This is a genomic window from Nocardia sp. CA-120079, assembly GCF_050955745.1.
Classification (GTDB): domain Bacteria; phylum Actinomycetota; class Actinomycetes; order Mycobacteriales; family Mycobacteriaceae; genus Nocardia.
Map to the genome: position 1 here is coordinate 1,343,893 of NZ_CP192088.1, position 19,987 is coordinate 1,363,879.

At 66.7% G+C, this 19,987-nt stretch carries 20 protein-coding genes; 12 read left to right on the forward strand and 8 right to left on the reverse strand.

Translation table 11 applies throughout. From position 1 onward, the window contains the following. The first annotated feature begins 22 nt into the window (after positions 1-22). The 3 genes from ACQPYR_RS06150 (at position 23) to ACQPYR_RS06160 (ending at position 4,077) form a co-directional block, all read left to right on the forward strand. Entirely contained in the window at positions 23-1,840 is a 1,818-nt protein-coding gene (locus ACQPYR_RS06150; protein ID WP_051182549.1) for a putative bifunctional diguanylate cyclase/phosphodiesterase, read from the forward strand. A gap of 127 nt (positions 1,841-1,967) precedes the next feature. After that, complete coding sequence (locus tag ACQPYR_RS06155) at positions 1,968-3,095, forward strand: glycosyltransferase (RefSeq protein WP_433628626.1); 1,128 nt, start codon at positions 1,968-1,970, stop codon at positions 3,093-3,095. Between the two features lie 103 nt (positions 3,096-3,198). Continuing rightward, positions 3,199-4,077, forward strand: coding sequence for an SDR family oxidoreductase (locus ACQPYR_RS06160; RefSeq protein ID WP_433628629.1), 879 nt, complete (start codon positions 3,199-3,201; stop codon positions 4,075-4,077). Here the strand turns inward: ACQPYR_RS06160 and soxR are convergent. After that, positions 4,046-4,531, reverse strand: a complete 486-nt coding sequence (gene soxR, locus ACQPYR_RS06165) for a redox-sensitive transcriptional activator SoxR (RefSeq protein ID WP_040695381.1) — start codon at positions 4,529-4,531, stop codon at positions 4,046-4,048. The genes ACQPYR_RS06160 and soxR overlap by 32 nt on opposite strands. A 109-nt stretch (positions 4,532-4,640) precedes the next feature. Between soxR and arcA the strand changes: the two genes are divergently transcribed. Together arcA and ACQPYR_RS06175 are read left to right on the forward strand one after the other, a co-directional pair. After that, complete coding sequence (arcA, locus tag ACQPYR_RS06170) at positions 4,641-5,939, forward strand: arginine deiminase (protein ID WP_433628632.1); 1,299 nt, start codon at positions 4,641-4,643, stop codon at positions 5,937-5,939. 7 nt (positions 5,940-5,946) lie between these two features. Then, positions 5,947-6,306 carry a GntR family transcriptional regulator gene (locus ACQPYR_RS06175; protein WP_433628634.1) on the forward strand — a complete coding sequence of 120 codons (360 nt, stop codon included), beginning with the start codon at positions 5,947-5,949 and terminating at the stop codon, positions 6,304-6,306. A gap of 3 nt (positions 6,307-6,309) precedes the next feature. Here ACQPYR_RS06175 and ACQPYR_RS06180 read toward each other — a convergent pair whose 3' ends face one another. Next, on the reverse strand, positions 6,310-7,911 hold the full coding sequence (locus ACQPYR_RS06180) for a dolichyl-phosphate-mannose--protein mannosyltransferase (protein ID WP_433628636.1): 1,602 nt from the start codon (positions 7,909-7,911) through the stop codon (positions 6,310-6,312). A 234-nt stretch (positions 7,912-8,145) separates the two neighbouring features. Here ACQPYR_RS06180 and rsmI point away from each other — a divergent pair, with 234 nt between their 5' ends. Both rsmI and ACQPYR_RS06190 read left to right on the forward strand, forming a co-directional pair. Further along, entirely contained in the window at positions 8,146-9,003 is an 858-nt protein-coding gene (rsmI, locus tag ACQPYR_RS06185; RefSeq protein ID WP_433628639.1) for a 16S rRNA (cytidine(1402)-2'-O)-methyltransferase, read from the forward strand. 87 nt (positions 9,004-9,090) lie between these two features. Continuing rightward, positions 9,091-9,843, forward strand: coding sequence for an isocitrate lyase/PEP mutase family protein (locus ACQPYR_RS06190; RefSeq protein ID WP_433628641.1), 753 nt, complete (start codon positions 9,091-9,093; stop codon positions 9,841-9,843). Between the two features lie 49 nt (positions 9,844-9,892). Here ACQPYR_RS06190 and metG read toward each other — a convergent pair whose 3' ends face one another. Continuing rightward, on the reverse strand, positions 9,893-11,452 hold the full coding sequence (gene metG / locus ACQPYR_RS06195; RefSeq protein ID WP_433628644.1) for a methionine--tRNA ligase: 1,560 nt from the start codon (positions 11,450-11,452) through the stop codon (positions 9,893-9,895). A 184-nt stretch (positions 11,453-11,636) separates the two neighbouring features. Between metG and ACQPYR_RS06200 the strand changes: the two genes are divergently transcribed. The 3 genes from ACQPYR_RS06200 to rsmA all read left to right on the forward strand — a co-directional run bounded on the left by ACQPYR_RS06200 (position 11,637) and on the right by rsmA (position 14,710). Further along, positions 11,637-12,464, forward strand: coding sequence for a TatD family hydrolase (locus ACQPYR_RS06200; RefSeq protein WP_433628646.1), 828 nt, complete (start codon positions 11,637-11,639; stop codon positions 12,462-12,464). Positions 12,465-12,669: 205 nt separating this feature from the next. Further along, positions 12,670-13,797, forward strand: a complete 1,128-nt coding sequence (locus ACQPYR_RS06205; RefSeq protein WP_433628648.1) for a transglycosylase family protein — start codon at positions 12,670-12,672, stop codon at positions 13,795-13,797. 31 nt (positions 13,798-13,828) lie between these two features. Next, on the forward strand, positions 13,829-14,710 hold the full coding sequence (rsmA, locus tag ACQPYR_RS06210) for a 16S rRNA (adenine(1518)-N(6)/adenine(1519)-N(6))-dimethyltransferase RsmA (protein ID WP_433628651.1): 882 nt from the start codon (positions 13,829-13,831) through the stop codon (positions 14,708-14,710). A gap of 115 nt (positions 14,711-14,825) precedes the next feature. Here the strand turns inward: rsmA and ACQPYR_RS06215 are convergent, their stop codons facing one another. The 4 genes from ACQPYR_RS06215 to ACQPYR_RS06230 all read right to left on the reverse strand — a co-directional run bounded on the left by ACQPYR_RS06215 (position 14,826) and on the right by ACQPYR_RS06230 (position 17,052). Continuing rightward, positions 14,826-14,990, reverse strand: coding sequence for a hypothetical protein (locus ACQPYR_RS06215; protein ID WP_433628653.1), 165 nt, complete (start codon positions 14,988-14,990; stop codon positions 14,826-14,828). Positions 14,991-15,201: 211 nt separating this feature from the next. Next, positions 15,202-16,098 carry a hypothetical protein gene (locus ACQPYR_RS06220; RefSeq protein ID WP_433628656.1) on the reverse strand — a complete coding sequence of 299 codons (897 nt, stop codon included), beginning with the start codon at positions 16,096-16,098 and terminating at the stop codon, positions 15,202-15,204. Continuing rightward, positions 16,098-16,304, reverse strand: coding sequence for a heavy-metal-associated domain-containing protein (locus tag ACQPYR_RS06225; protein WP_063036709.1), 207 nt, complete (start codon positions 16,302-16,304; stop codon positions 16,098-16,100). Before ACQPYR_RS06225 ends, ACQPYR_RS06220 begins: the two co-directional genes overlap by 1 nt. A gap of 148 nt (positions 16,305-16,452) precedes the next feature. Further along, positions 16,453-17,052: a TetR/AcrR family transcriptional regulator gene (locus ACQPYR_RS06230; RefSeq protein ID WP_433628659.1), complete on the reverse strand. Its 600-nt coding sequence runs from the start codon at positions 17,050-17,052 to the stop codon at positions 16,453-16,455. 76 nt (positions 17,053-17,128) lie between these two features. Here ACQPYR_RS06230 and ACQPYR_RS06235 point away from each other — a divergent pair, with 76 nt between their 5' ends. Then, positions 17,129-17,899, forward strand: coding sequence for an SDR family oxidoreductase (locus ACQPYR_RS06235; protein WP_433628661.1), 771 nt, complete (start codon positions 17,129-17,131; stop codon positions 17,897-17,899). Positions 17,900-17,975: 76 nt separating this feature from the next. Beyond that, entirely contained in the window at positions 17,976-18,911 is a 936-nt protein-coding gene (locus ACQPYR_RS06240) for a 4-(cytidine 5'-diphospho)-2-C-methyl-D-erythritol kinase (protein ID WP_433628663.1), read from the forward strand. Between the two features lie 12 nt (positions 18,912-18,923). Here the strand turns inward: ACQPYR_RS06240 and ACQPYR_RS06245 are convergent, their stop codons facing one another. Next, a complete protein-coding gene (locus ACQPYR_RS06245) occupies positions 18,924-19,772 on the reverse strand; it encodes an LLM class flavin-dependent oxidoreductase (protein WP_433628665.1) in 849 nt (282 codons plus the stop codon). Between the last annotated feature and the right edge of the window lie 215 nt (positions 19,773-19,987).

Below are 19,987 nucleotides of genomic sequence, written 5' to 3' on the forward strand. Positions count from 1 at the left end.
GACCCAGGTCGCCTCCGAGTTGATGGGCGTCGACGCCACAACGATGGTGGCGGCGAGTGAACGCGTGCTGGCCAGGCTGGTCGAGCATTTCGATGTCGACTTCAGCTACCTACGCCATACCGATAGAGAGCAGCGGGCGACCGTGCTCATCGCGGAGTGGCCGCACCGTGGTGACATACCGGATCCGGACCCGCTGAAGATCGTGCATTTCGAGCACGCCGACTCGGTATTCCGGGAATTGGAACACGCCACCGAGCCGATCATTGTGCGGCCGTCCCAGCAATCCGCCGATTATCAGGAGACGATCCGGCGTTCGTCGGGTATTCCGCAGGTCGCGATGGCCGCGGTGCCGCTGTTGTCGCGTGGCGAGTCGACCGGCGTGCTGGGATTCATCAAGCAGGGCGATCGCGACTGGAGCACCCGGGAACTGAACGTGCTCAAGGCGATCGCCGCACTCTTCGCCCAGTTGCAGGCGCGCGTCGTGGCCGAGGAACGATTACGATATATCGCCCTGCACGACGATCTGACCGGGTTGGCCAACCGGCGGGCGCTGCTCGAACATATGGAGGAGCGGCTCAGACAGGGCAGTCCCGGCCCGGTGGCCGCCTTCTTCCTCGATCTCGACCGGCTCAAAGCGCTCAACGATTTTCTCGGACATACCGCGGGGGACAACTTCATTCGCACGCTCTCCTCGCGACTGCGGGAGAATCTCGATCCCAATGACATGATCGCCCGACTCGGTGGCGACGAATTCGTCATCGTGCCGGCCAAACCGATGGATGCGGTGGCGGCCGAATTGGAGGCGACGCGGATTCAGCAGCTTATCGGACGGCGGGTGACCGTCGGCGGGGAATCGGTCAGCCGCGGCGCCAGCGTCGGTGTCGCGGTGGGTATTCCGGGGGAGACCACGGTCGCGGACGTGCTGCGCCGGGCCGATCACGCACTGCTGTCGGCGAAATCGGGCGGCGGCAACGGTGTCGCGGTATTCACCGACGCCATGCGCGCTCAGTTCGAACTGCAGGACGATGTGGAGCTGAATCTGCGCGGCGCGGTTTCGGACGGCTCGCTGCTGCTGCACTATCAGCCCGAGGTCGATCTGCGCACCGGCCGGGTGGTGGCGCTGGAGGCACTGGTGCGCTGGTTGCATCCGACCAGGGGGCTGCTGCCGCCCGGTGCGTTCGTCACGGTCGCCGAGGCCACCAATCTCGCGGGTGAGCTGGGGCGCTGGGTGATTCGCTCGGCGTGTGCGCAATTCGCCGAATGGCGCAGGCGGGGGCTGGCGGCGAATGTGGTGATGCGGATCAATGTTTCGCCAGTTCAGCTGGTCAGCCTGGATTTCGTGGAGCGGATCGAGGATATTCTGCGGCTGTTCGGGATCGATGGCAGTTCGGTCTGCCTGGAGATCACCGAACATGTGGTCGTGCAGGATCTGGCGCGCACCCAGGTCACGCTGCGCGGACTCAAGCGAATGGGTGTGCAGATCGCCATCGACGATTTCGGCACCGGATACAGCTCACTTTCGCATCTGAAGGCGCTTCCGGTCGACGCGGTGAAGATCGACCGCGGCTTCGTGCAGCGCCTCGGCGCGAGCACCGACGATCTGGCGATCGTGAAATCCATTATCGGGTTGGCCGGGTCGTTCGGGCTCGGTGTGGTCGGGGAAGGCGTCGAGACGCCGGTGGCCGCGCGGACCCTGGTCGGGCTGGGTTGCTATCGGGCGCAAGGGTTTCTGATCGCGCGGCCGATGCCCGCCGACGAGGTCGAGGCGCACCTGGCTGTCGGGCGCATCCCGCTGGATCTCGATCTGCCCAGGGCGGGCCGGGGTACCACGCGCGCGTGACCGGCGTCGGTCCCGCGTGTCGGACTGCTGCGCCGTCGCACCCGTTAGCAGGTTCTTTCACGGGTGTTCATGCGGTGTTGGGCGCACCGGTTCCGGGGGGAACCCGATTCGCTGCACGATCGGCGATGTGCGCATCGTGCAGCTGGCGAACTTCTACGGTCCGCGGTCGGGTGGGCTGCGCACCGCTTTGCACCACCTGGGCGAGGGGTACGTGGCCGCCGGGCACGAGGTGGTGCTGATCGTGCCCGGACCGCGCCGGGCCGAGGAGATCCTGCCGACCGGTGCGGTGCGGATCACCCTGCCCGCTTTGGCGATTCCATGGACCGGCGGTTATCGGGCGGCGGATCCGCGCCGGGTGGCGGATGTGCTGGCAGGGTTGCGGCCGGACGTGCTCGAGGTGTCGGACCGGCTGACGCTGCGCGGATTCGGACGCTGGGCCCGCACCCGCGACGTGGCGAGCGTAATGATCTCGCATGAGCGCCTGGACCGACTGCTCGGCCAGGTCATGCCCGGCCCGGTGGCGCGCCGGTGCGCCGATATCGCCAATCGGCGCACCGCGCACGACTACGACATCGTGGTCTGCACAACGGAATTCGCGCGCGCGGAGTTCCTGCGCATCGACGCGCCCAATGTCGAACTGGTGCCGCTCGGGGTGGATCTGGAGCTGTTCAGCCCGCGCCGCCGTGACTACCGCCTGCGCGCCGATCTCGGCGTGCCTGGTCATCCGCTGCTTGTGCACTGCGGCAGATTGTCGGTGGAGAAGCGGGTGGATCGCAGCATCGAAGCCATCGGCGCACTGCGCAAGGCGGGGATCGAGGCCCGGCTGGTCGTGGCGGGGGAGGGGCCGCGGCGCGAAGCCCTGGAGCGTCGGGCCCGTTCCTTGCCGACGTTGACCGGCGGTCTGCCTGCGGTGCATTTCACCGGATTCATCACCGACCGGGCAATGGTGGCGAAACTACTGGCCACCGCCGATGTTTCGCTGGCACCGGGACCGCACGAAACCTTCGGGCTCGCCGCATTGGAGGCATTGGCCGCAGGTACGCCGGTCGTCGCCAGCCGATCCTCGGCGCTCGCCGATATCGTCACCGCCGAATGCGGCGCCGTCGCCGACGATCGCCCCTCCGCCTTCGCCCAGGCCGTCACCGATGTGCTCGCGATGCCCACCGCCGGTCGTCGGAAGGCGGCACGCAGCCGGGCTGAGCAGTTCAGCTGGCCGCAGGCGGTGGCAGGGATGCTTGCGGTACTCGGGCGGTAACCTGCCGTCCCGATTCGAACTCCGCGACCCGCTCCGGCCGTATGAACGTTGGAACGTGACCGTTGCCGCGTACCCTGCGTGCAACCGATTGGGGATATTCGAGATGGGATCCGGTGTGCTTGGCTTTGGGCGCAGGAAGACAGTGCGGGATGCGAAGGTGCTGGTCACCGGGGCGGCGAGCGGGATAGGCCGGGCGACCGCCCTGGCGTGCGCGGCCGGGGGTGCCGAACTGGTGCTGACCGATATCAATGCCGAGGGCCTCGAGGATACGGTTCGCACCATCAAGGAGGCGGGCGGCACCGTGCTCACCGCGCGTGCCCTGGATATCACCGACTACGACGCGGTCACCGCCTTCGCCACCGACGTGCACGCCGAATTCGGCAGCCTCGATATCGTCATGAATATCGCGGGCACCTCCACCTGGGGCACCGTCGAGAACCTCGAGCACCGGCATTGGCGCAAGATGGTGGAGGTCAACCTGATGGGCCCCATCCATGTGATCGAGAATTTCGTGCCGCCGATGGTTCGGGCGAAACGCGGTGGGGCACTGGTGAATGTCTCCTCGGCGGCCGGAATCCTCGCGCTGCCGTGGCATGCCGCCTACAGTGCGGGCAAATTCGGCATCCGCGGCGTTTCCGAGGTGCTGCGATTCGACTTACGGCACCACGACATTTCGGTACATCTGGTAGTGCCCGGCGCGGTGAACACACCATTGGTGCATGGCGTCGAGCTGGTCGGCGTGGACAAGGAAAACCCGAGGATCAAGCGACTCACCACCGCGTTCACCAAGCATGCCGCCTCGCCGGAACATGTTGCGGCGGCGATCCTGCGCGGTATCGAGCGCAATCGGTTCCTCGTCTACACCTCCTTCGATATCCGCTTCGGCTATTGGTGGGCGCGCAAATTCGCCTACCCCTATGAATTCGTGATTCGCCGCACCAGCGATCGGTTCAACAGGCTGCTGGCTTCGATGGGCAGTTGAGCGTCACATCGAGTACGCGGGCGCCCGGCCCCTGTTCGCCGAGGCGGTCGTGTTCGTTGACCAGTCGGCAGCTGCCGAGCGACAGGCAGCCGCAGCCGATGCAGCCGGTCAGGTTGTCGCGCAGGCGAGTCAGCTGGGTGATGCGGTCGTCGAGGTCGGCCTGCCACGCGGTGGACAGGGTCTCCCAGTCGCGCCGGGTCGGCGTACGGCCTTCGGGGAGTTTGTCCAGGGCGGCGCGGATTTCGCTCAGTGGAATGCCGACCCGCTGGGAGATGCGGATGAAGGCGACGCGGCGCAGCGTTTCGCGGGCGTATCTGCGTTGATTTCCACTTGTGCGACGACTCGAAATGAGACCCTCGCGTTCGTAGAAGTGCAACGCGGAGACCGCTACTCCGCTACGCTCGGACAGCTGCCCGGGGGTCAGCTCCTTCGCTCGCCAATCGGTTGTCGACATCACGCTCCTCCATTCACCTAAACCATACTTCAGGTTAGGGTGTGCTGGGGTCGGAATCGGAGACACCCAATTGCGTGCTCTTACGCCCTCGGCGAACTACGGTCGGATCATGGGAGCAGACGCGGTGCCGGCGGGGCACGATGGCGGTGCGGACGATGAGTTGGACGGTGTCGGCGATCCGGGCGGTCGGCTGGCGGTCAGCTCGGAGGTCGGGACCCTGCGCACGGTGCTGCTGCACCGGCCGGGCGACGAATTGCGGCGGCTGACCCCGCGCAATAACGATCAATTGCTCTTCGACGGCATTCCCTGGGTCGAGCGGGCCCAGCAGGAGCACGACATATTCTCCGGGGTGCTGCGCGAACGCGGCGTCGAGGTGCTGCTGCTCGCCGATCTGCTCGCCGAAACCCTCTCGGTCAGCGGGGCGGCCCGCATCCAGGGCATCTCCGGCGCGGTCGACGCACGCAAACTCGGACATATGCTGGCCGACGAGCTCGCGGCCTTCCTGCGCGGCGTCCGGGCCAGGGATCTGGCCAACATCCTGATGGCCGGGATGACCTTCGACGAACTGCCCTTCGAGGGCGACAACACCTCGCTGGTGCGGCGCATGCACCACGGTGCGGATTTCGTCATCGATCCGCTGCCGAATCTGCTGTTCACCAGGGATTCGTCATTCTGGGTCGGTCCGAGGGTGGCGATCACCTCGCTCGCCCTGCCCGCCCGGATTCGCGAGACCTCGCTGACCGATCTCATCTACGCATTCCATCCGCGTTTCCTCGGCGTGCGGCGGGCCTACGAATCGCATACCGCGCCGATCGAGGGCGGTGACGTGCTGTTGCTCGCGCCCGGCGTGGTCGCGGTCGGGGTCGGCGAGCGCACCTCGCCCGCGGGCGCGGAAGCGTTGGCGCGCAGCCTGTTCGACGACGACCTGGCCCACACGGTGCTGGTCGTCCCGATCGCCCAGAGTCGCGCGACCATGCACCTGGACACGGTGTGCACCATGGTCGACACCGATGCCGTCGTGATGTATCCGGCGGTCCGGGATTCGCTGTGCGCGTTCACGATTCATCGCGAGGACGATTACGGCGGACGCAACGATCAAGCCCGGGTGAGCATGCGCGGCCCCGATCCGTTCCTGCCCGCCGCCGCGGATGCGATGGGCATCGGCAAGCTGCGGGTCATCGATACCGGACTCGATGTGGTCACCGCCGAACGCGAGCAGTGGGACGACGGCAACAACACGCTGGCGCTCGCGCCCGGCGTGGTCGTCGCATACGAGCGCAACGATATGACCAATGCGCGGCTCGAGGATGCGGGCATCGAGGTGCTGCGCATCCCGGGCTCCGAATTGGGTTCCGGCCGTGGCGGACCGCGGTGCATGTCCTGCCCGCTGTCCCGAGATGACGTGTGAGCGTGCGATGTTCACCATTACCGTGACCCATGATTCGTCGATTCCGCCCTACGAGCAGCTGCGGCTGGGTGTCATCGCACAGGTGCGCTCGGGGGAGTTGACCGCGGGAACGAAGATCCCGACGGTGCGAGCGCTGGCCGCGCAACTGGGGCTGGCGCCGAATACGGTCGCTCGTGCCTATCGGGAACTCGAGGCCGACGGGGTCGTCGAAACCCGGGGCAGGCAAGGATCTTTCATCGCGTCCTCGGGTGACCCGACCAAGGATCTGGCAGGGCGCGCCGCGACCGAGTACGTCGCCACCATTCGACGGCTCGGTCTCGATGACGAGGCGGCCCTGAAGTACGTCAAGGCGGCGCTGGAGAGTTAGTCCTCAGCGCCAACTGGGCAGCCAGAGATGGTCGTGCCAGTTGCCGGGCGTAATCGGCAGCGCGGTCAGAATCGGCCAGAGCCAGATGAAATTGGCGATCACCAGGCCGAGGTAGATGCAGACCGCGAGCAGTCCGAGGCTGCGCCGTTCACTGGGCACCGCGGGCAGATAGGTGCCTGCCGGACTTCGCGGTATGTGCACCGATCTGGCCGGCCCGAGAATATCGCCGCACACCAGCGCGATCCCCATCACCAGGAACGGGGCCAGCGGCACGGCGTAAAAGTAGTACATCTGCCGATCGAGGGTGAAGAACCAGGGAATGAGTCCGGCGCCGTATCCGGTCAGCACCGCCGCATAGCGCCAGTCCCGACGGACCACAGTGCGCCACAGCATCCAGCCCAGCACCGGGAATGCGATCCACCAGATCGCCGGGGTGCCGATCAGCATCACGGCCTTCACGCACTGCGTTTGACCGCACCCGGTGACACCGCTGTCGGCGTAGTAGTAGAGCATCGGCCGCAGCCCCATCGGCCAGGTCCACGGCTTGGATTCCCAGGGGTGATGGTTACCGGCCGAATTGGTCAGGCCCTCGTGGAACCGCAGCGTTTCGCCGCTGTAATACCACAGGGAGCGCAGCGCATTCGGCAGCCAGGACCACGGACCGTCGCGACCGACCTGATTGCCGACCGCATAGCGGAACACACCGTCCTCACTGGCGAACCAGGCCCAGTAGCTGGCCAGATATACCCCGAGCGGGATCAGCACCAACGAGTACAGCGCGGGCCCGACATCACGCACGGCCGTGCCGACCCAGGGTCGCCGCACACCGTAGGCGCGCCGCGCGGACACGTCGAAATAGACGCTCATGAGCCCGAACGCGAGGATGAAGTACATCCCGGACCACTTTGTGCCGCAGGAGAGACCGAGCAGTACGCCGGCGCCGAAGCGCCACCAGCGCACTCCTAGCCGCGGACCCCATTCGCTCGCACCGATCCGACCTTCGTAGTCCGCCTTGGCGATTCGGGCGCGCACCTCGTCACGGTCCACGATCAGACCGCCGAATGCGGCGGTGACCAGCACCCCCATGAAGATATCGAGCATGCCGATGCGCGAGGAGACGAAAGTGAGTCCGTCGGCGATCAGCAGAATCCCCGCGATCGCGCCGACCATGGTGGACCGCGCCATCCGGCGCACGATCCGGATGACCAGCAGCACCAGAATTGTGCCCGCCAGTGCCGCACTGAATCGCCAGCCCCAGCCGTTGTAGCCGAACATCCACTCGCCCACCGCGATCAGCTGTTTGCCGATCGGGGGATGCACCACCAACCCGTATGCGGGATTGTCCTCGACGCCGCCGCCGGTGAGGATCTGCCAGGCCTGTGGCGCGTAATGCTTCTCGTCGAAGACCGGGGTGTAGGCGTCGGTCGGATAGTCCAGCAGGATGAACCGCGTCAACGCCGCGATCACGGTGAGTACCGCGGTGACCACCCACCCCTGGAGCTTGTCGAGCGGCCCGAAGTCGGGCGATGGACGCAGCGGCGCGGGGCTCGACCACGAGGGCACGGCCCCGGCTACGGTCGCGCGCTGGTCGGTCACCTGGGTCACGCCCCGATCGTATGCTGTGCGCGCCACCGTGACCCGCACCGGTGAGCGCGCCGCCGCGCGAATCACACCCTGAGCTGCATTCACGGATTTTTCCATGAGTGCCGCCATGCGATGCGGAGATCCACGGGGTGCGGCGCGGATAGGGATTGTACGGCGGTGGCAGTCCGCGGCGTGGTCGGCGGCATCGGGCCGATACGCTGCCTTGGGACTACGCGGTCGAGGGAAAGGAGCGCGGTGGCGGACCAGGTGGGGCGATTGGTGCTCGCGGCGACGCCGATGGGCGAGATCGGCGACGCCTCGCAGCGGCTACGCGAGGCGCTCGGATCCGCGGAGATCATCGCGGCCGAGGACACCCGGCGCACCCGCTCCCTCGCCAAGGCTTTGGAGGTGGAGATCACCGGGCGGGTTCTGCGGTTCGACGACCATGTGGAATCCGCCAAGATTCCTGCGCTGCTCGATGAGATCGAGGGTGGCAGCACGGTGCTGCTGGTGACCGATGCGGGCATGCCGTCGGTGAGTGATCCGGGCTATCGCATGGTGGTGGCCTGCGTCGAGCGTCAGCTGCCGGTCACCTGCCTGCCGGGACCGTCTGCGGTGACCACCGCACTGGCACTGTCCGCGCTCCCGGTGGAGCGCTTCTGTTTCGACGGATTCGCGCCGCGCAAATCCGGCCAGCGTCGACAGTGGTTGCGCACCTTGCTTACCGAGCCGCGCGCCTGCGTGTTCTTCGAGGCGCCGCACCGGCTCGCCGACTGCTTGGCCGACGCGGTCGAGGTGCTCGGTCCCGACCGGCGGGCCGCGGTCTGCCGGGAACTGACCAAGACCTACGAGGAGGTCGTGCGCGGCAACCTCGGCGAACTAGCCGCCTGGGCGGTCGATGGGGCGCGCGGTGAAATCACCGTCGTCCTCGAGGGCGCACAACCCGTCGCGGCCGATCCCGCCGATCTGGTCGACGAGGTCGAATCGCTGACCGCCGAAGGTATTCGCCTCAAGGACGCCTGCGCCCAGGTGGCCGCCGAGACCGGCGTTTCCCGCCGCGAACTGTACGACGCGGTGCTGACGGCACGCCGCAACGGCGGTGACAGTTCCTAGCGCGACTCGCCATCGCCGACACTCCCGGGCGGCCCGATGGGGAGTGTCATAGTGCTATCGATCACGGGCGCGACGATGATCGGTGTCATGACCTCTTTGGAAAGCAAGGCGAAGGCGTTTCTCGAATTGCATGTCCCGGGCGATCCCGGTGTCTTTCCGACGGTGTGGGATGCGTGGTCGGCGAATGTCGCTGTCGCGGCGGGGTTTTCGGCGCTCACCCTCGGTAGTCATCCGGTCGCCGATTCGGTCGGGCGCAGCGATAAGGAAGGGATGACATTCGCGGAACTGTTGACCCGCGTCCGGCAGATCACCGGCGCGGTCGATGTGCCGGTCTCCGTCGATATCGAATCCGGTTACGGCCTCGGGCCCGCGCAGTTGATCGAGGGACTGCTGGAAGCGGGCGCGATCGGCCTCAATGTCGAGGACACGGTGCACAGCGAGGGCGGCCGGTTGCGCACGCCTGAGGAGCATGCCGATTTCGTGCATGGTTTGCGGCAATTCGCCGACGCGGCCGGCGTACATGTGGTCATCAATGCGCGCACCGACCTGTTCATGCGCGAGGACGGTGACGCGAGCGATCGCGTCGACCGCGCCATCGCGCGCCTGCGGCTGGCCGCCGCGGCGGGTGCGGATTCGCTGTTCCCGGCGGGCCGGCACTCCGATACCGATATGCGCAGGCTGACCAGCGAATTGCCGCTGCCCATCAGCGCTGTCGGCCTGCCCGATAAGTCGGATAAGGCCGTCTTCGCCGAGCAGGGCGTCGGCCGCATCACCTTCGGCCCCTTGCTGCAGTGGGCGCTGACCGCCGAGATCAATCGGCTGCTCGACCGCTGGAAGTGAGACGATCGAGCCCCCGAGCTGCTGCCGATGTTCGGGGGCTCGATCGGTACTACTTCTTCGGCTCTACGTAGCGCGGGTAGACCGCTTCGGGCTCCGGGAGCGGGGTGCCGGGGACCAGCGGGGTCGCGATATCGGCGAATGCACGGTTCTGGCTTGCCAGCAGATCGAGGATCTTGCCGGCGGATTCGGGCATCACGGGTTGTACCAGAATCGCCACTATGCGCAGCAGTTCGATGGTCACGTACAGCACCGTCGCCTCGCGGGCCAGCGACTCCTCCGTGCCGGTCTTGGCCAGCGCCCACGGCGCCTCCGCGGAGAAGTAACGGTTGGCCTCACCGAGCGTCAGCCAGATCGCCTCGAGTGCCAAATGCATTTGCTGGGTATCGAATTCGGTGCGGCACCGCTCCAGCAGACCGTTGGCGCGGTCGAGCAGGGCGCGGTCGGCCTCGGTGAATTCGCCCGGCGTCGGCACCACACCGCCGCAGTCGCGGGCGACCAGCTTCAGGCTGCGCTGCACCAGATTGCCGAATTCATTGGCCAGATCGGTATTGATCCGCCCGACGATCGCCTCGTGGCTGTAGCTGCCGTCCTGGCCGTAGGAGATCTCGCGCAGCAGGAAGAAGCGAACAGCGTCCACGCCGTACTCGTCGACCAGCGCGAGCGGGTCGACCACATTGCCGACCGACTTGGACATCTTCTCGCCCTTGTTGTACAGGAACCCGTGCACGAAAACGCGTTTCGGCAATTCGATCCCGGCCGACATCAGGAACGCGGGCCAGTACACGGTGTGGAACCGGGTGATGTCCTTACCGATGATGTGCACGTCAGCGGGCCAGAACCGCTGGAACGCAACGGATTCCGTATCCGGGAAGCCGACGCCGGTGAGGTAGTTGGTGAGCGCGTCCACCCATACGTACATCACATGATCGGGATGGCCGGGCACCGGAACGCCCCAGTCGAAGGTGGTGCGTGAAATGGACAAGTCCTTCAGACCCGCCTTCACATAACTCACCATCTCGTTGCGAGCCGTTGCGGGCGCGATGAATTCGGGATGTTCGTCGTAGAGCGCGAGCAGCTTGTCCTGGTAGTTCGACAGCCGGAAGAAGTAGTTCGACTCCTCGGTCCAGGTGACCGGCGTCTTCGATTCGGTCGAGATCCGGGTGCCGTCCTCGAGCAGCGTCGTTTCTTCCTCGGTGTAGAACGCCTCGTCGCGCACCGAGTACCAACCCGAGTAGTTGTCCAGGTAGATATCGCCGTTGGCGAGCATCCGCTCCCAGATCGCCGCGCTGGCCACCTGGTGGTCGTCATCGGTGGTGCGGATGAAGCGGTCGTAGGAGATGTCGAGCGTCTTGTCCATCGCCTCGAACACATCCGAGTTGCGCGCGGCGAGTTCCTCCACCGGCACCCCCTCGGCGACCGCGGTCTGCTGCATTTTCTGCCCGTGCTCATCGGTACCGGTCATGAAGAAGACGTCATAACCGTCGAGCCGCTTGAAGCGGGCGAGGGCGTCGGACGAGATGTACTCGTACGCATGCCCGATGTGCGGCGCACCGTTCGGGTATGCGATGGCCGTTGTGATGTAGAAGGCGGGGCGGTCGGCTTCGCTCATGCCTGCGCCTCGCTGACGCTCGGCTCCGGCACGAGCGAATGCTCGGCTGTGTTGATGATTCGCTCGCTTCGCTCACTCATGGTGCATCTACTGTAATGCGCGTGGATTCCGACGCTCACGTGAATATCCCTGGAGGCGATTACCGCCGTCACGCGCCCGTGTTCGGTGCGGCCGGAGTTCGCCGATGAGCGCCAAGCGGGCCGCGCCCGAGCTGCCGGAACCGCTCGCGCCGCTGGTCGACGCGCATACGCATCTGGATGCCTGCGGGGCGACCGACGCGGAGTCGACGGCGATGATCGTGGATCGCGCGGCCTCGGTCGGGGTCGGCCAGGTGGTCACCGTCGCCGACGACCTGGCCGCGGCGCAGTGGGCCGTACAGGCCGCGAACTGGGATCGGCGGGTGTTCGGCGCCGTGGCGCTGCATCCGACGCGGGCGAATGCGCTCGACGATGCGGCCAAGGCCGAACTGGAGCGATTGGCCGCCGACCCGCGCGTGGTCGCGATCGGCGAAACCGGCCTGGATTACTACTGGCCGGGCAAATTGGAGGGCTGCGCCGATATCGAGGATCAGGTCGAGGGCTTCCGCTGGCATATCGACCTGGCCAAACGTCTGCGTAAACCGCTGATGATCCACAACCGCGAGGCCGACCACGATCTGCTGACGGTATTGCTGGACGAGGGCGCGCCGGAAACCGTGATCTTCCATTGCTTTTCCTCGGACACCAACATGGCGATGTCGTGTGTGGCCGAGGGGTACATCCTCAGCTTCTCCGGCACGGTGAGTTTCAAGAACGCGCACGAATTGCGCGAGGCCGCCAAGGTGGTGCCCGATGACCAGATCTTGGTCGAAACAGATGCGCCATATCTCACGCCGCATCCATTCCGTGGCGCACCCAACGAATCGTATTGCCTTCCCTACACCGTGCGCGCCCTAGCTGAATTGCGCGACCAGGATCCGGCGGCCCTCGCCGAAATCACCACCGCCAACGCCCGCCGTATCTACGGCATCTGAATTCGAGATCAGGCGGAATCGCGAGTGGCTCGCGATTTAACCTGATCTTGTTTCACATTTGGGCGGCTAAGTGTGTCCTAGGTCACTTTGGTCGGCACGTTTTGTGATTTACCTGCGGCGTCGATATTCGTTTGTGATATTGATACCCGCGGCTCGTAACACTACGGTTGTAGACCGCTGACCCCTTCGTTATCGTACTGTGACCATGTCTCCATTCACGAGGATCAACCAGTCCCGCTCGCCGCTGCTGTACGCGGCGGTTGCGGCGTTGCTGGTGACGCTGATCGTCGGTGCCGCGATGGCAATCGTGAACCGTAAGACGGTCACCGTCGTCGTGGACGGTGAGCAGATGACCCAGACCACCATGTCGCGCAACGTCAGCGGGGTGTTGAAGGCCGCGGGGTTCGACGTGAACGACCGCGACCTGGTCCGGCCCGCGCTGGCCACGACGATCGCCGATGGCGCGACCATCACCTACAACCGGGCACGCGAGGTCGCGATATCGCTGGACGGCAAGCCCGAGAAGGTGTGGTCGACCGGTCTGACCGCGGGCGATGTGGTGGACCAACTGCACCTGCCCCGCGAGGTATTCGTTTCCCCGGCCCGCAACGAGAAGCTGCCGCTCGAGGGCGCCGCGCTGCAGATCGCCAGCCCGCGTGCGGTATCGCTGCTCGACGGCATCGGCAATCCGGTCGATGTTCGACTGGCCGCGCCGACCGTCGGTGAGTTCCTCACCGCGGCGGGCATTCCGCTGATCGAGCAGGACACGGTCGAGCCTGCGGCGACCACGCCGCTCACCGATGGGCTGCGGATCGTGGTGACCCGCCAGCGCGTCGAGAACAAGGTCGAGACGGTGCCGCTGGATCCGCCGGAGAATGTGATCGAGGATCCGACCCTGAATATGAGCCGGACCGTGGTGGAGAGTCAGGGTGCGCCCGGCGTGCAGGACGTGACGTTCGCGGTCACCATGGTCAACGGCCAGGAGGTCAGTCGGCGGCCGATCGCTTCCAATGTGAAGGTGACGGCTCAGCCGAAGACCGTCCGCAAGGGGGCCAAGCCCGGTACCGAGGTGCCGCCGGTGCGCGACGGCGATATCTGGGATGCGCTGGCCCGCTGCGAGTCCACCGGTAACTGGGGCATCAATACCGGCAACGGCTACTACGGCGGCATCCAATTCGACCAGGGCACTTGGGAACGTCAGGGCGGTCTCAAGTACGCTCCGCGCGCCGACCTGGCCACCCGCGAAGAACAGATCGCCATCGCCGAGGTCACCCGCGCCCGCCAGGGTTGGGGTGCCTGGCCGGCCTGCACCAGTCGCCTGGGCATCGGCTGATCCCAGCGGGCGGGTTGATACGTTGTCGGACGTGTCCGAACCCGATATTTCCGCCCGTGGGAGTGCTGCGCTGCTCGGGCCCGCCGAGGTGCGGGCACTGGCCGAGCGACTCGGCGTGCGGCCGACCAAGCAGCTCGGACAGAACTTCGTGCACGACGCCAATACGGTGCGGCGGATTGTCGCGGCGGCCGGGGTCGGGCGCGGGGATGCGGTGCTCGAGGTCGGGCCGGGGCTCGGTTCGCTGACCTTGGCGCTGCTCGATGTGGTGGATTCGGTCATCGCCGTCGAGATCGATCCCGTACTGGCGAAATATCTTCCGGTGACCGTCGCCGATCGCGCGCCGGAACTGGCCCGGCAGTTGACCGTCGTGGAAGCCGATGCGCTGCGGGTTCGGGCGGACAGACTGCCTGCGGCGCCGTCGGCGCTGGTGGCGAATCTGCCCTACAACGTCGCCGTGCCGGTGCTGCTGCACCTGCTCGCCGAATTGCCCAGTATCACAACCTCATTGGTGATGGTGCAGGCCGAGGTCGCGGACCGTCTCGCCGCCGAGCCCGGCAGTCGTGTCTACGGCGTCCCGAGCGTCAAGGCGGGCTTCTTCGGCACGGTGCGCCGCGCGGGCGCGGTGGGCACCCAGGTGTTCTGGCCGGTGCCCAGGGTCGATTCCGGCCTGGTCCGCATCGAGCGCTACGCCGAACCGCCGTGGCCGATGGACGAAGCGCACCGCCGCCGCGTCTTCGCGGTAGTCGACGCCGCCTTCGCCCAGCGCCGCAAAACCCTCCGCGCCGCCCTCGGCAACTGGGCCGGTTCCCCCGCCGAAGCCGAACGCCGCCTCGTCGCCGCCGGAATCGATCCGACCGCCCGCGGCGAAACCCTGGACACCGCAGCCTTCGTCCGCCTCGCCGCCCAGGCGTGAGCCCGCATCCCGGTGTCGCCTGACTGCTATCGGACTGGACCCGCTGCGGTGGCATCGCCGACACTGCGGCTATCGTCCGCTCTGCCCAGACGTGGCCCGAAGCGCGCGTGATGGTTCAACCCGCGTGTATCTCGTTGCGGGTGAAGGTGATCGGTTGGATGCGTAGGCCGCGCAGGACGGGGCCGGCCATGCGCTCGGGCGCTCCGGCCGGGACGATATCGGCGCCATGGCGAACGACTGCCGGACCGGTCGGTTTCTGTGGCGGGTGAGGCGAGATCATGCACCGCGTTATTCACTCGGTTCGCTTGCTGGGGCGTCGCCGCGAGCGAAATGGATTGTGGATAACCAACCTTTGCCTTGGTGGTCGCGGAACCGGATTCATGTGCTGCGGCAATTAATTCAAGCGTGTCGCCACACTCCGCGTGCCGCGGGGAAAGCGCAGGTCATCGCCTCGAATGCAAGGTCGAGCATGCGGTGGTCGGCGCATGCGGTCAGGGGTGACCGCCACCCGAATGGTGTCCACCATCGGATGTGGATGGCGCTGTGGATGATTCGACGCGCGCGGTGAACTCGGCGGTATGTACGACACCGCCGTGGGAGAAGTCTAGATACAACCGAAATACGCCCGCACTCGGGGTCTGGGCATGGAAGCCGACCTCCGGACCGGCTGGGGTGCGGCCGATTTCACCCTGTGGATGGACGTGCAGGTAGGCAAGGTCGTTGGCGCGCAAGACCACCAGATGCGCGTACGCGCCGAGATACGGCTCGAGGTCTGTCACCGGCGCGCCGTCGCGCGTCACGGTGAAACGAAGTTCGCTGCCCGCGGTACTCGGATCCCCCGCCATGCGCACTTGGTAACCGTCCACCGTTGCCGACCGGGCCTCGGGTGGAAGTGGTTGGAGTTCAGCCGGTCCCGCGACCGTGACAGTGCGGCTCAGGACCAGATCGCCGGGCCCCTGCTCGGGTACGAAATCGGCGAAGACGCGATAGGTGCCGGGCGCTGTCCAATTCCAATCGATCGACCAGGTGCCCGTGTCGTCCATTGTCGGGTGCACGTGCCGATATCCGGTGGTATCCGAGCGGACCACGATCAGGTGCAGCTTCTTGTCGTGCTGGGTGGTGAATCGGGTGACCGGAGCTCCGTCCGGTCCGGTGATCCGAAAACGCAGGGCCCCGGCTCGATTCGGGTCAGCGGGTGCGCTCAGGTCGGTCAGGGTGTAGCCGGATCGCGAATCCGACAGCCCGGTGTCCTGTTCGGTGTGCGCCATCGCGCCGTGGTCCGGTGCCGACCCGGTCGGATCGCCCACCAGGGCGCCGATTCCGATTGCGACACCGAACAGCGTGACGAGACCGCCGCCGACCGCGGCGAATCTCAGCCGGGCCTGCATCAGACGGCGACCTCGTACCCCGCCTCGTCGACGGCGGCGACGATATCGGCGTCGGCGAGCGGTGCGGTGCTGTCCACCCGGACCGCACCGCTGGCGAGGTCGACGTCCACGCTGGTCACGCCATCGATCTTGCCGATCTCCGTCTTGACCGAGCTGACGCAGTGTCCGCAGGTCATCCCCGTGACGGTATAGGTGCTCGTGGCCATCTCCGACTCCTTCGCTCACATTCGATCATACGGTGCGGGGGTATCCCCGACGCAAATCCAACATACCCCCGGAGGGTATCGAGCGCAAGGGTGAGTTACACCGAGGTTCCGTCGATTAGTCGCCGCAGAGGTCCGGATAGTTCCCGAATCAAACGGCGGAAGACCAACCGTGCATGGCCATTTCGGCAACCCGCTCCAGTTCCGCGGCGCTCGCGCCATCCCGGGCCGCCTGCGACATGCCCTGCATAACGGTGCCGACATATCGCGCGAGCGTGGCCGCATCGACCGCCGGCGGCAATGAACCCGCATCGATATCCGCCTGGATGCGCGCAGCGAAGGCCGCCACATTCCGATTGCGAAGCGCGCGCAGCATGTCGGCGATCTCGGTGCTGGTGGTATTGAGTCCCGCGCTGATCACCAGGCAGCCGTGCGGGCAATCGGGCCGGGTGTACTCCGTCGCCGCCTCGCGCAGGATGCGGCGAACCGTCGCCTCGGCGGTCGGCTCCTCGGCGAGTGCGCGCGGGATGAAGCTGCCGTAGCGCGTGCCGAAGACCTGCACCACCTCGTTGAACAGCGTCGCCTTATCGCCGAATGCGGCGTACAGGCTCGGCGCGCCGATGCCCATCGCCGCGGTCAGATCGCCGATCGAGGTCGCCTCGTAACCGCGCGCCCAGAACAGTCGCAGCGCCTTTTCCAGCGCGGCGTCCCGATCGAACGAGCGGGGACGTCCCCTGGTCGGTGCACTCATGTCTGCATTTTATAGCGCTCGCTAGAGAATGTGCTAACGTCCTTTCTGTAGTGACCGCTAGAGAAAGGGGCCCGTCATGGGCGCACTGCTGCAAACCGGCCGGCTCGATGGCAAGACCGCGCTGGTCACCGGCGCGAGCCGCGGCATCGGCCGGGCCATCGCGGAGCGGCTCGGCCGGGACGGGGCGCGGGTCGCCGTGCACTACAACGGCAATGAGCAGGCGGCCAAGGAAACCGTCGTCGCCATCGAGGCTGCGGGCGGTGCGGCCTTCGCGATCAAGGCCGAACTCGGTGTGCCCGGAGATGCTGCGGCGCTGTGGGCCGCATTCGACGCACAGGCCGACGGCGTGGACGTCATCGTCAACAACGCGGGCATCGATGGCATCCGCGAACCGATCGGCGGCACCGATGAGGCCGCCTTCGATCGAGTCTTCGCCGTCAATGCGAAGGCGCCGTTCTTCGTCACCAAGCTGGGGCTGGATCGGCTGCGCGACGGCGGCCGCATCGTCAATGTCTCCACCGGCCTCACGCACGGAGCGAGAATGCCGCAGCTGATCGCCTACGCGATGACCAAGGGCGCGATCGATACGTTCACTCAAACGCTGGCAAAGGAACTCGGCACCCGCGGCATCACCGTGAATGCCGTCGCGCCGGGCGTGATCGATACCGATATGAACGCGAACTGGTTGCGCAATGCCGAGACCGAGGCGTTGGTGGCCGGAATGTCGCCGCTGAATCGAATCGGCCGGGCCGGTGATGTCGCGGATATCACCGCGTTCCTCGCCTCGGACGATTCGCGATGGATCACCGGGCAGTGGATCGATGCCACCGGCGGGGCGCTGCTGTAACCGTCCGACACATGGGCGGTGAATGTCTCATCTCGAGCTGAGCACCTGTCGTACCCACGGGATAGGCTTGAGCACCGTGTTGTCAGTTGTGCCAAGTCCCGTCGTCGTGCGCGCGCCGTCCAAGGTGAACCTCCACCTAGGCGTCGGTGACGTGCGCGCCGACGGCTATCACGATCTGACCACGGTGTTCCAAGCCCTCTCGCTCAGCGACGATCTGGAACTCGCACCGGCCGCCTCGCTCGCCGTGCGGGTCAGCGGCGAGGGCGCCGACGATGTGCCGACCGATCGCACCAATCTGGTGTGGAAGGCCGCCGTGCGCGTCGCCCATCTGGCCGGGCGCGCACCGCTGGTGGAAATCGCCATCAACAAGGGCATTCCGGTGGCCGGTGGCATGGCGGGCGGCAGTGCGGATGCCGCCGCGGCGCTGGTCGGCCTGAACGAACTCTGGGATGTCGGGCTGACCCGCGACGAATTGTTCGCGGTAGCAGCCGAACTCGGCAGCGATGTGCCGTTCGCGCTGCACGGCGGAACGGCGCTCGGCACCGGCCGCGGTGAGCGGCTGCTTCCGGTGTTGTCCCGCAATACCTTTCACTGGGTACTCGCGCTGGCCAAGGGGGGATTGTCCACGCCCGCGGTCTTTACCGAACTCGACCGACTACGCGAGAACGGCACCCCGCCCCGGCTCGGCGAGCCGCAGGCGCTGATGCAGGCACTGGCCTCCGGTGACCCGAAACAGCTTGCACCCCTGCTGGGTAACGATCTGCAGGCGGCCGCGCTGTCGCTGAAGCCCGAGTTGCGACGGACGTTGCGTGCGGGCGTCGGGGCCGGGGCGCTCGCCGGGCTGGTCTCGGGCTCCGGCCCGACCTGCGCGTTCCTGTGTGACAGTGCGGACGGCGCGGTTGCGGTCGCAGCCGAGCTCGCCGGTGCCGGTGTATGCCGCAGCGTGCGCACGGCCAGCGGACCGGTGCCCGGCGCTCGCGTCATCAGCAGCGACGCGCCGGGCAAGCGCTGACGGTCTCGCCGGCTATGCGATGACGTCGGCGAGGCGGTCCACTTGGTCGGCGTCGCGGCCGTAGCAGTAGAGCATGACCTCATCCGCGCCGAGGTCCTCGAATTGGCTGATGGCCGTGCGGATCTCGTCGGGTGTAGTGAGCATTCCGGCGAGCATGAACTCGGCGCGACCGCTGAATTCGTAGTAGGCGCCCATCGAGGCGCGGGCGTCTTCGATCAGGTCGGGTGCGCCGAGCGCGACATTGACCTGGGCGACAATGCGGGGCTCGCCGTCGCGTCCGTGTTCCTTCCATGAACGGCGGGCGGTGTCGAACAGGCCACCGGCCCACGACGGTGCGGCGGCGGCGAGAAAGCCGCCACCCCAACGGCCGACGCGATCGATGGCGGCGGGCTGGAAACCACCGAAGAGCAGTTCGGGCCCTTCGGGACGCAGCGGCGCGGGACCGATCGGTCCGCAGTCGGTGCCGTACGGCCGGCCGGACCACAGGCGGCGCATGATCTCGAGTTGTTCGTCCATGCGACGGCCGCGGGAGCGCAGCTCGGTGCCGGAGGCGATGTGATCATCCTCGCGACCGCCGACGCCGAGGCCGAGCACCAGGCGGCCGCCGGACATGCGATCGAGGGTGGCGGCCTGCTTGGCGAGCAGCGACGGCTCGCGCAGCGGTGCGATGAGCACCTCGGTCTGCACCTTGATGCGGCTGGTGGCGCCGGCGATCATGCCGAGGGCGACCAGTGGTTCGGGATTGTCGTAGACGAGCCGGTCGAGCAGAGCGAGCGTCGAGAACGGACCCGCATCGGCGCGGCGGGCCCAGTCGAGCAGCGCGGCGGGATCGGAAATGGGCAGACCGAGTCCGACGTGCATGAGGAACCTCCAGGGGGTAGTTGAAACCGTGCCGCCCACTCACCTCGATCGCGAGGCGGGGCTCCCATTCTGCGGCTGTGTCTCAGGAGCGCCCTAACACCGTTCGTAACGAACGTTGTTCGCTACGGCTGACTCTAAACGAACGCCGTTCGCCGCGCAAGTCTCCGAATCCCGGCAGGGTCGCACCTTTGCCGACTGCGCTGATCAGGATCGGA

Excerpts from the sequence above, each read along its gene's own strand:
- ACQPYR_RS06150 (WP_051182549.1), top strand. The coding sequence starts at position 23 with ATGGGCGTCGACGCCACAACGATGGTGGCGGCGAGTGAACGCGTGCTG.
- ACQPYR_RS06160 (WP_433628629.1), top strand. The coding sequence starts at position 3,199 with ATGGGATCCGGTGTGCTTGGCTTTGGGCGCAGGAAGACAGTGCGGGAT.
- soxR (WP_040695381.1), bottom strand. The coding sequence starts at position 4,531 with ATGTCGACAACCGATTGGCGAGCGAAGGAGCTGACCCCCGGGCAGCTG.
- arcA (WP_433628632.1), top strand. The coding sequence starts at position 4,641 with ATGGGAGCAGACGCGGTGCCGGCGGGGCACGATGGCGGTGCGGACGAT.
- ACQPYR_RS06175 (WP_433628634.1), top strand. The coding sequence starts at position 5,947 with ATGTTCACCATTACCGTGACCCATGATTCGTCGATTCCGCCCTACGAG.
- ACQPYR_RS06190 (WP_433628641.1), top strand. The coding sequence starts at position 9,091 with ATGACCTCTTTGGAAAGCAAGGCGAAGGCGTTTCTCGAATTGCATGTC.
- metG (WP_433628644.1), bottom strand. The coding sequence starts at position 11,452 with ATGAGCGAAGCCGACCGCCCCGCCTTCTACATCACAACGGCCATCGCA.
- ACQPYR_RS06200 (WP_433628646.1), top strand. The coding sequence starts at position 11,637 with ATGAGCGCCAAGCGGGCCGCGCCCGAGCTGCCGGAACCGCTCGCGCCG.
- ACQPYR_RS06205 (WP_433628648.1), top strand. The coding sequence starts at position 12,670 with ATGTCTCCATTCACGAGGATCAACCAGTCCCGCTCGCCGCTGCTGTAC.
- ACQPYR_RS06215 (WP_433628653.1), bottom strand. The coding sequence starts at position 14,990 with ATGATCTCGCCTCACCCGCCACAGAAACCGACCGGTCCGGCAGTCGTT.
- ACQPYR_RS06220 (WP_433628656.1), bottom strand. The coding sequence starts at position 16,098 with ATGCAGGCCCGGCTGAGATTCGCCGCGGTCGGCGGCGGTCTCGTCACG.
- ACQPYR_RS06225 (WP_063036709.1), bottom strand. The coding sequence starts at position 16,304 with ATGGCCACGAGCACCTATACCGTCACGGGGATGACCTGCGGACACTGC.
- ACQPYR_RS06230 (WP_433628659.1), bottom strand. The coding sequence starts at position 17,052 with ATGAGTGCACCGACCAGGGGACGTCCCCGCTCGTTCGATCGGGACGCC.
- ACQPYR_RS06235 (WP_433628661.1), top strand. The coding sequence starts at position 17,129 with ATGGGCGCACTGCTGCAAACCGGCCGGCTCGATGGCAAGACCGCGCTG.
- ACQPYR_RS06245 (WP_433628665.1), bottom strand. The coding sequence starts at position 19,772 with ATGCACGTCGGACTCGGTCTGCCCATTTCCGATCCCGCCGCGCTGCTC.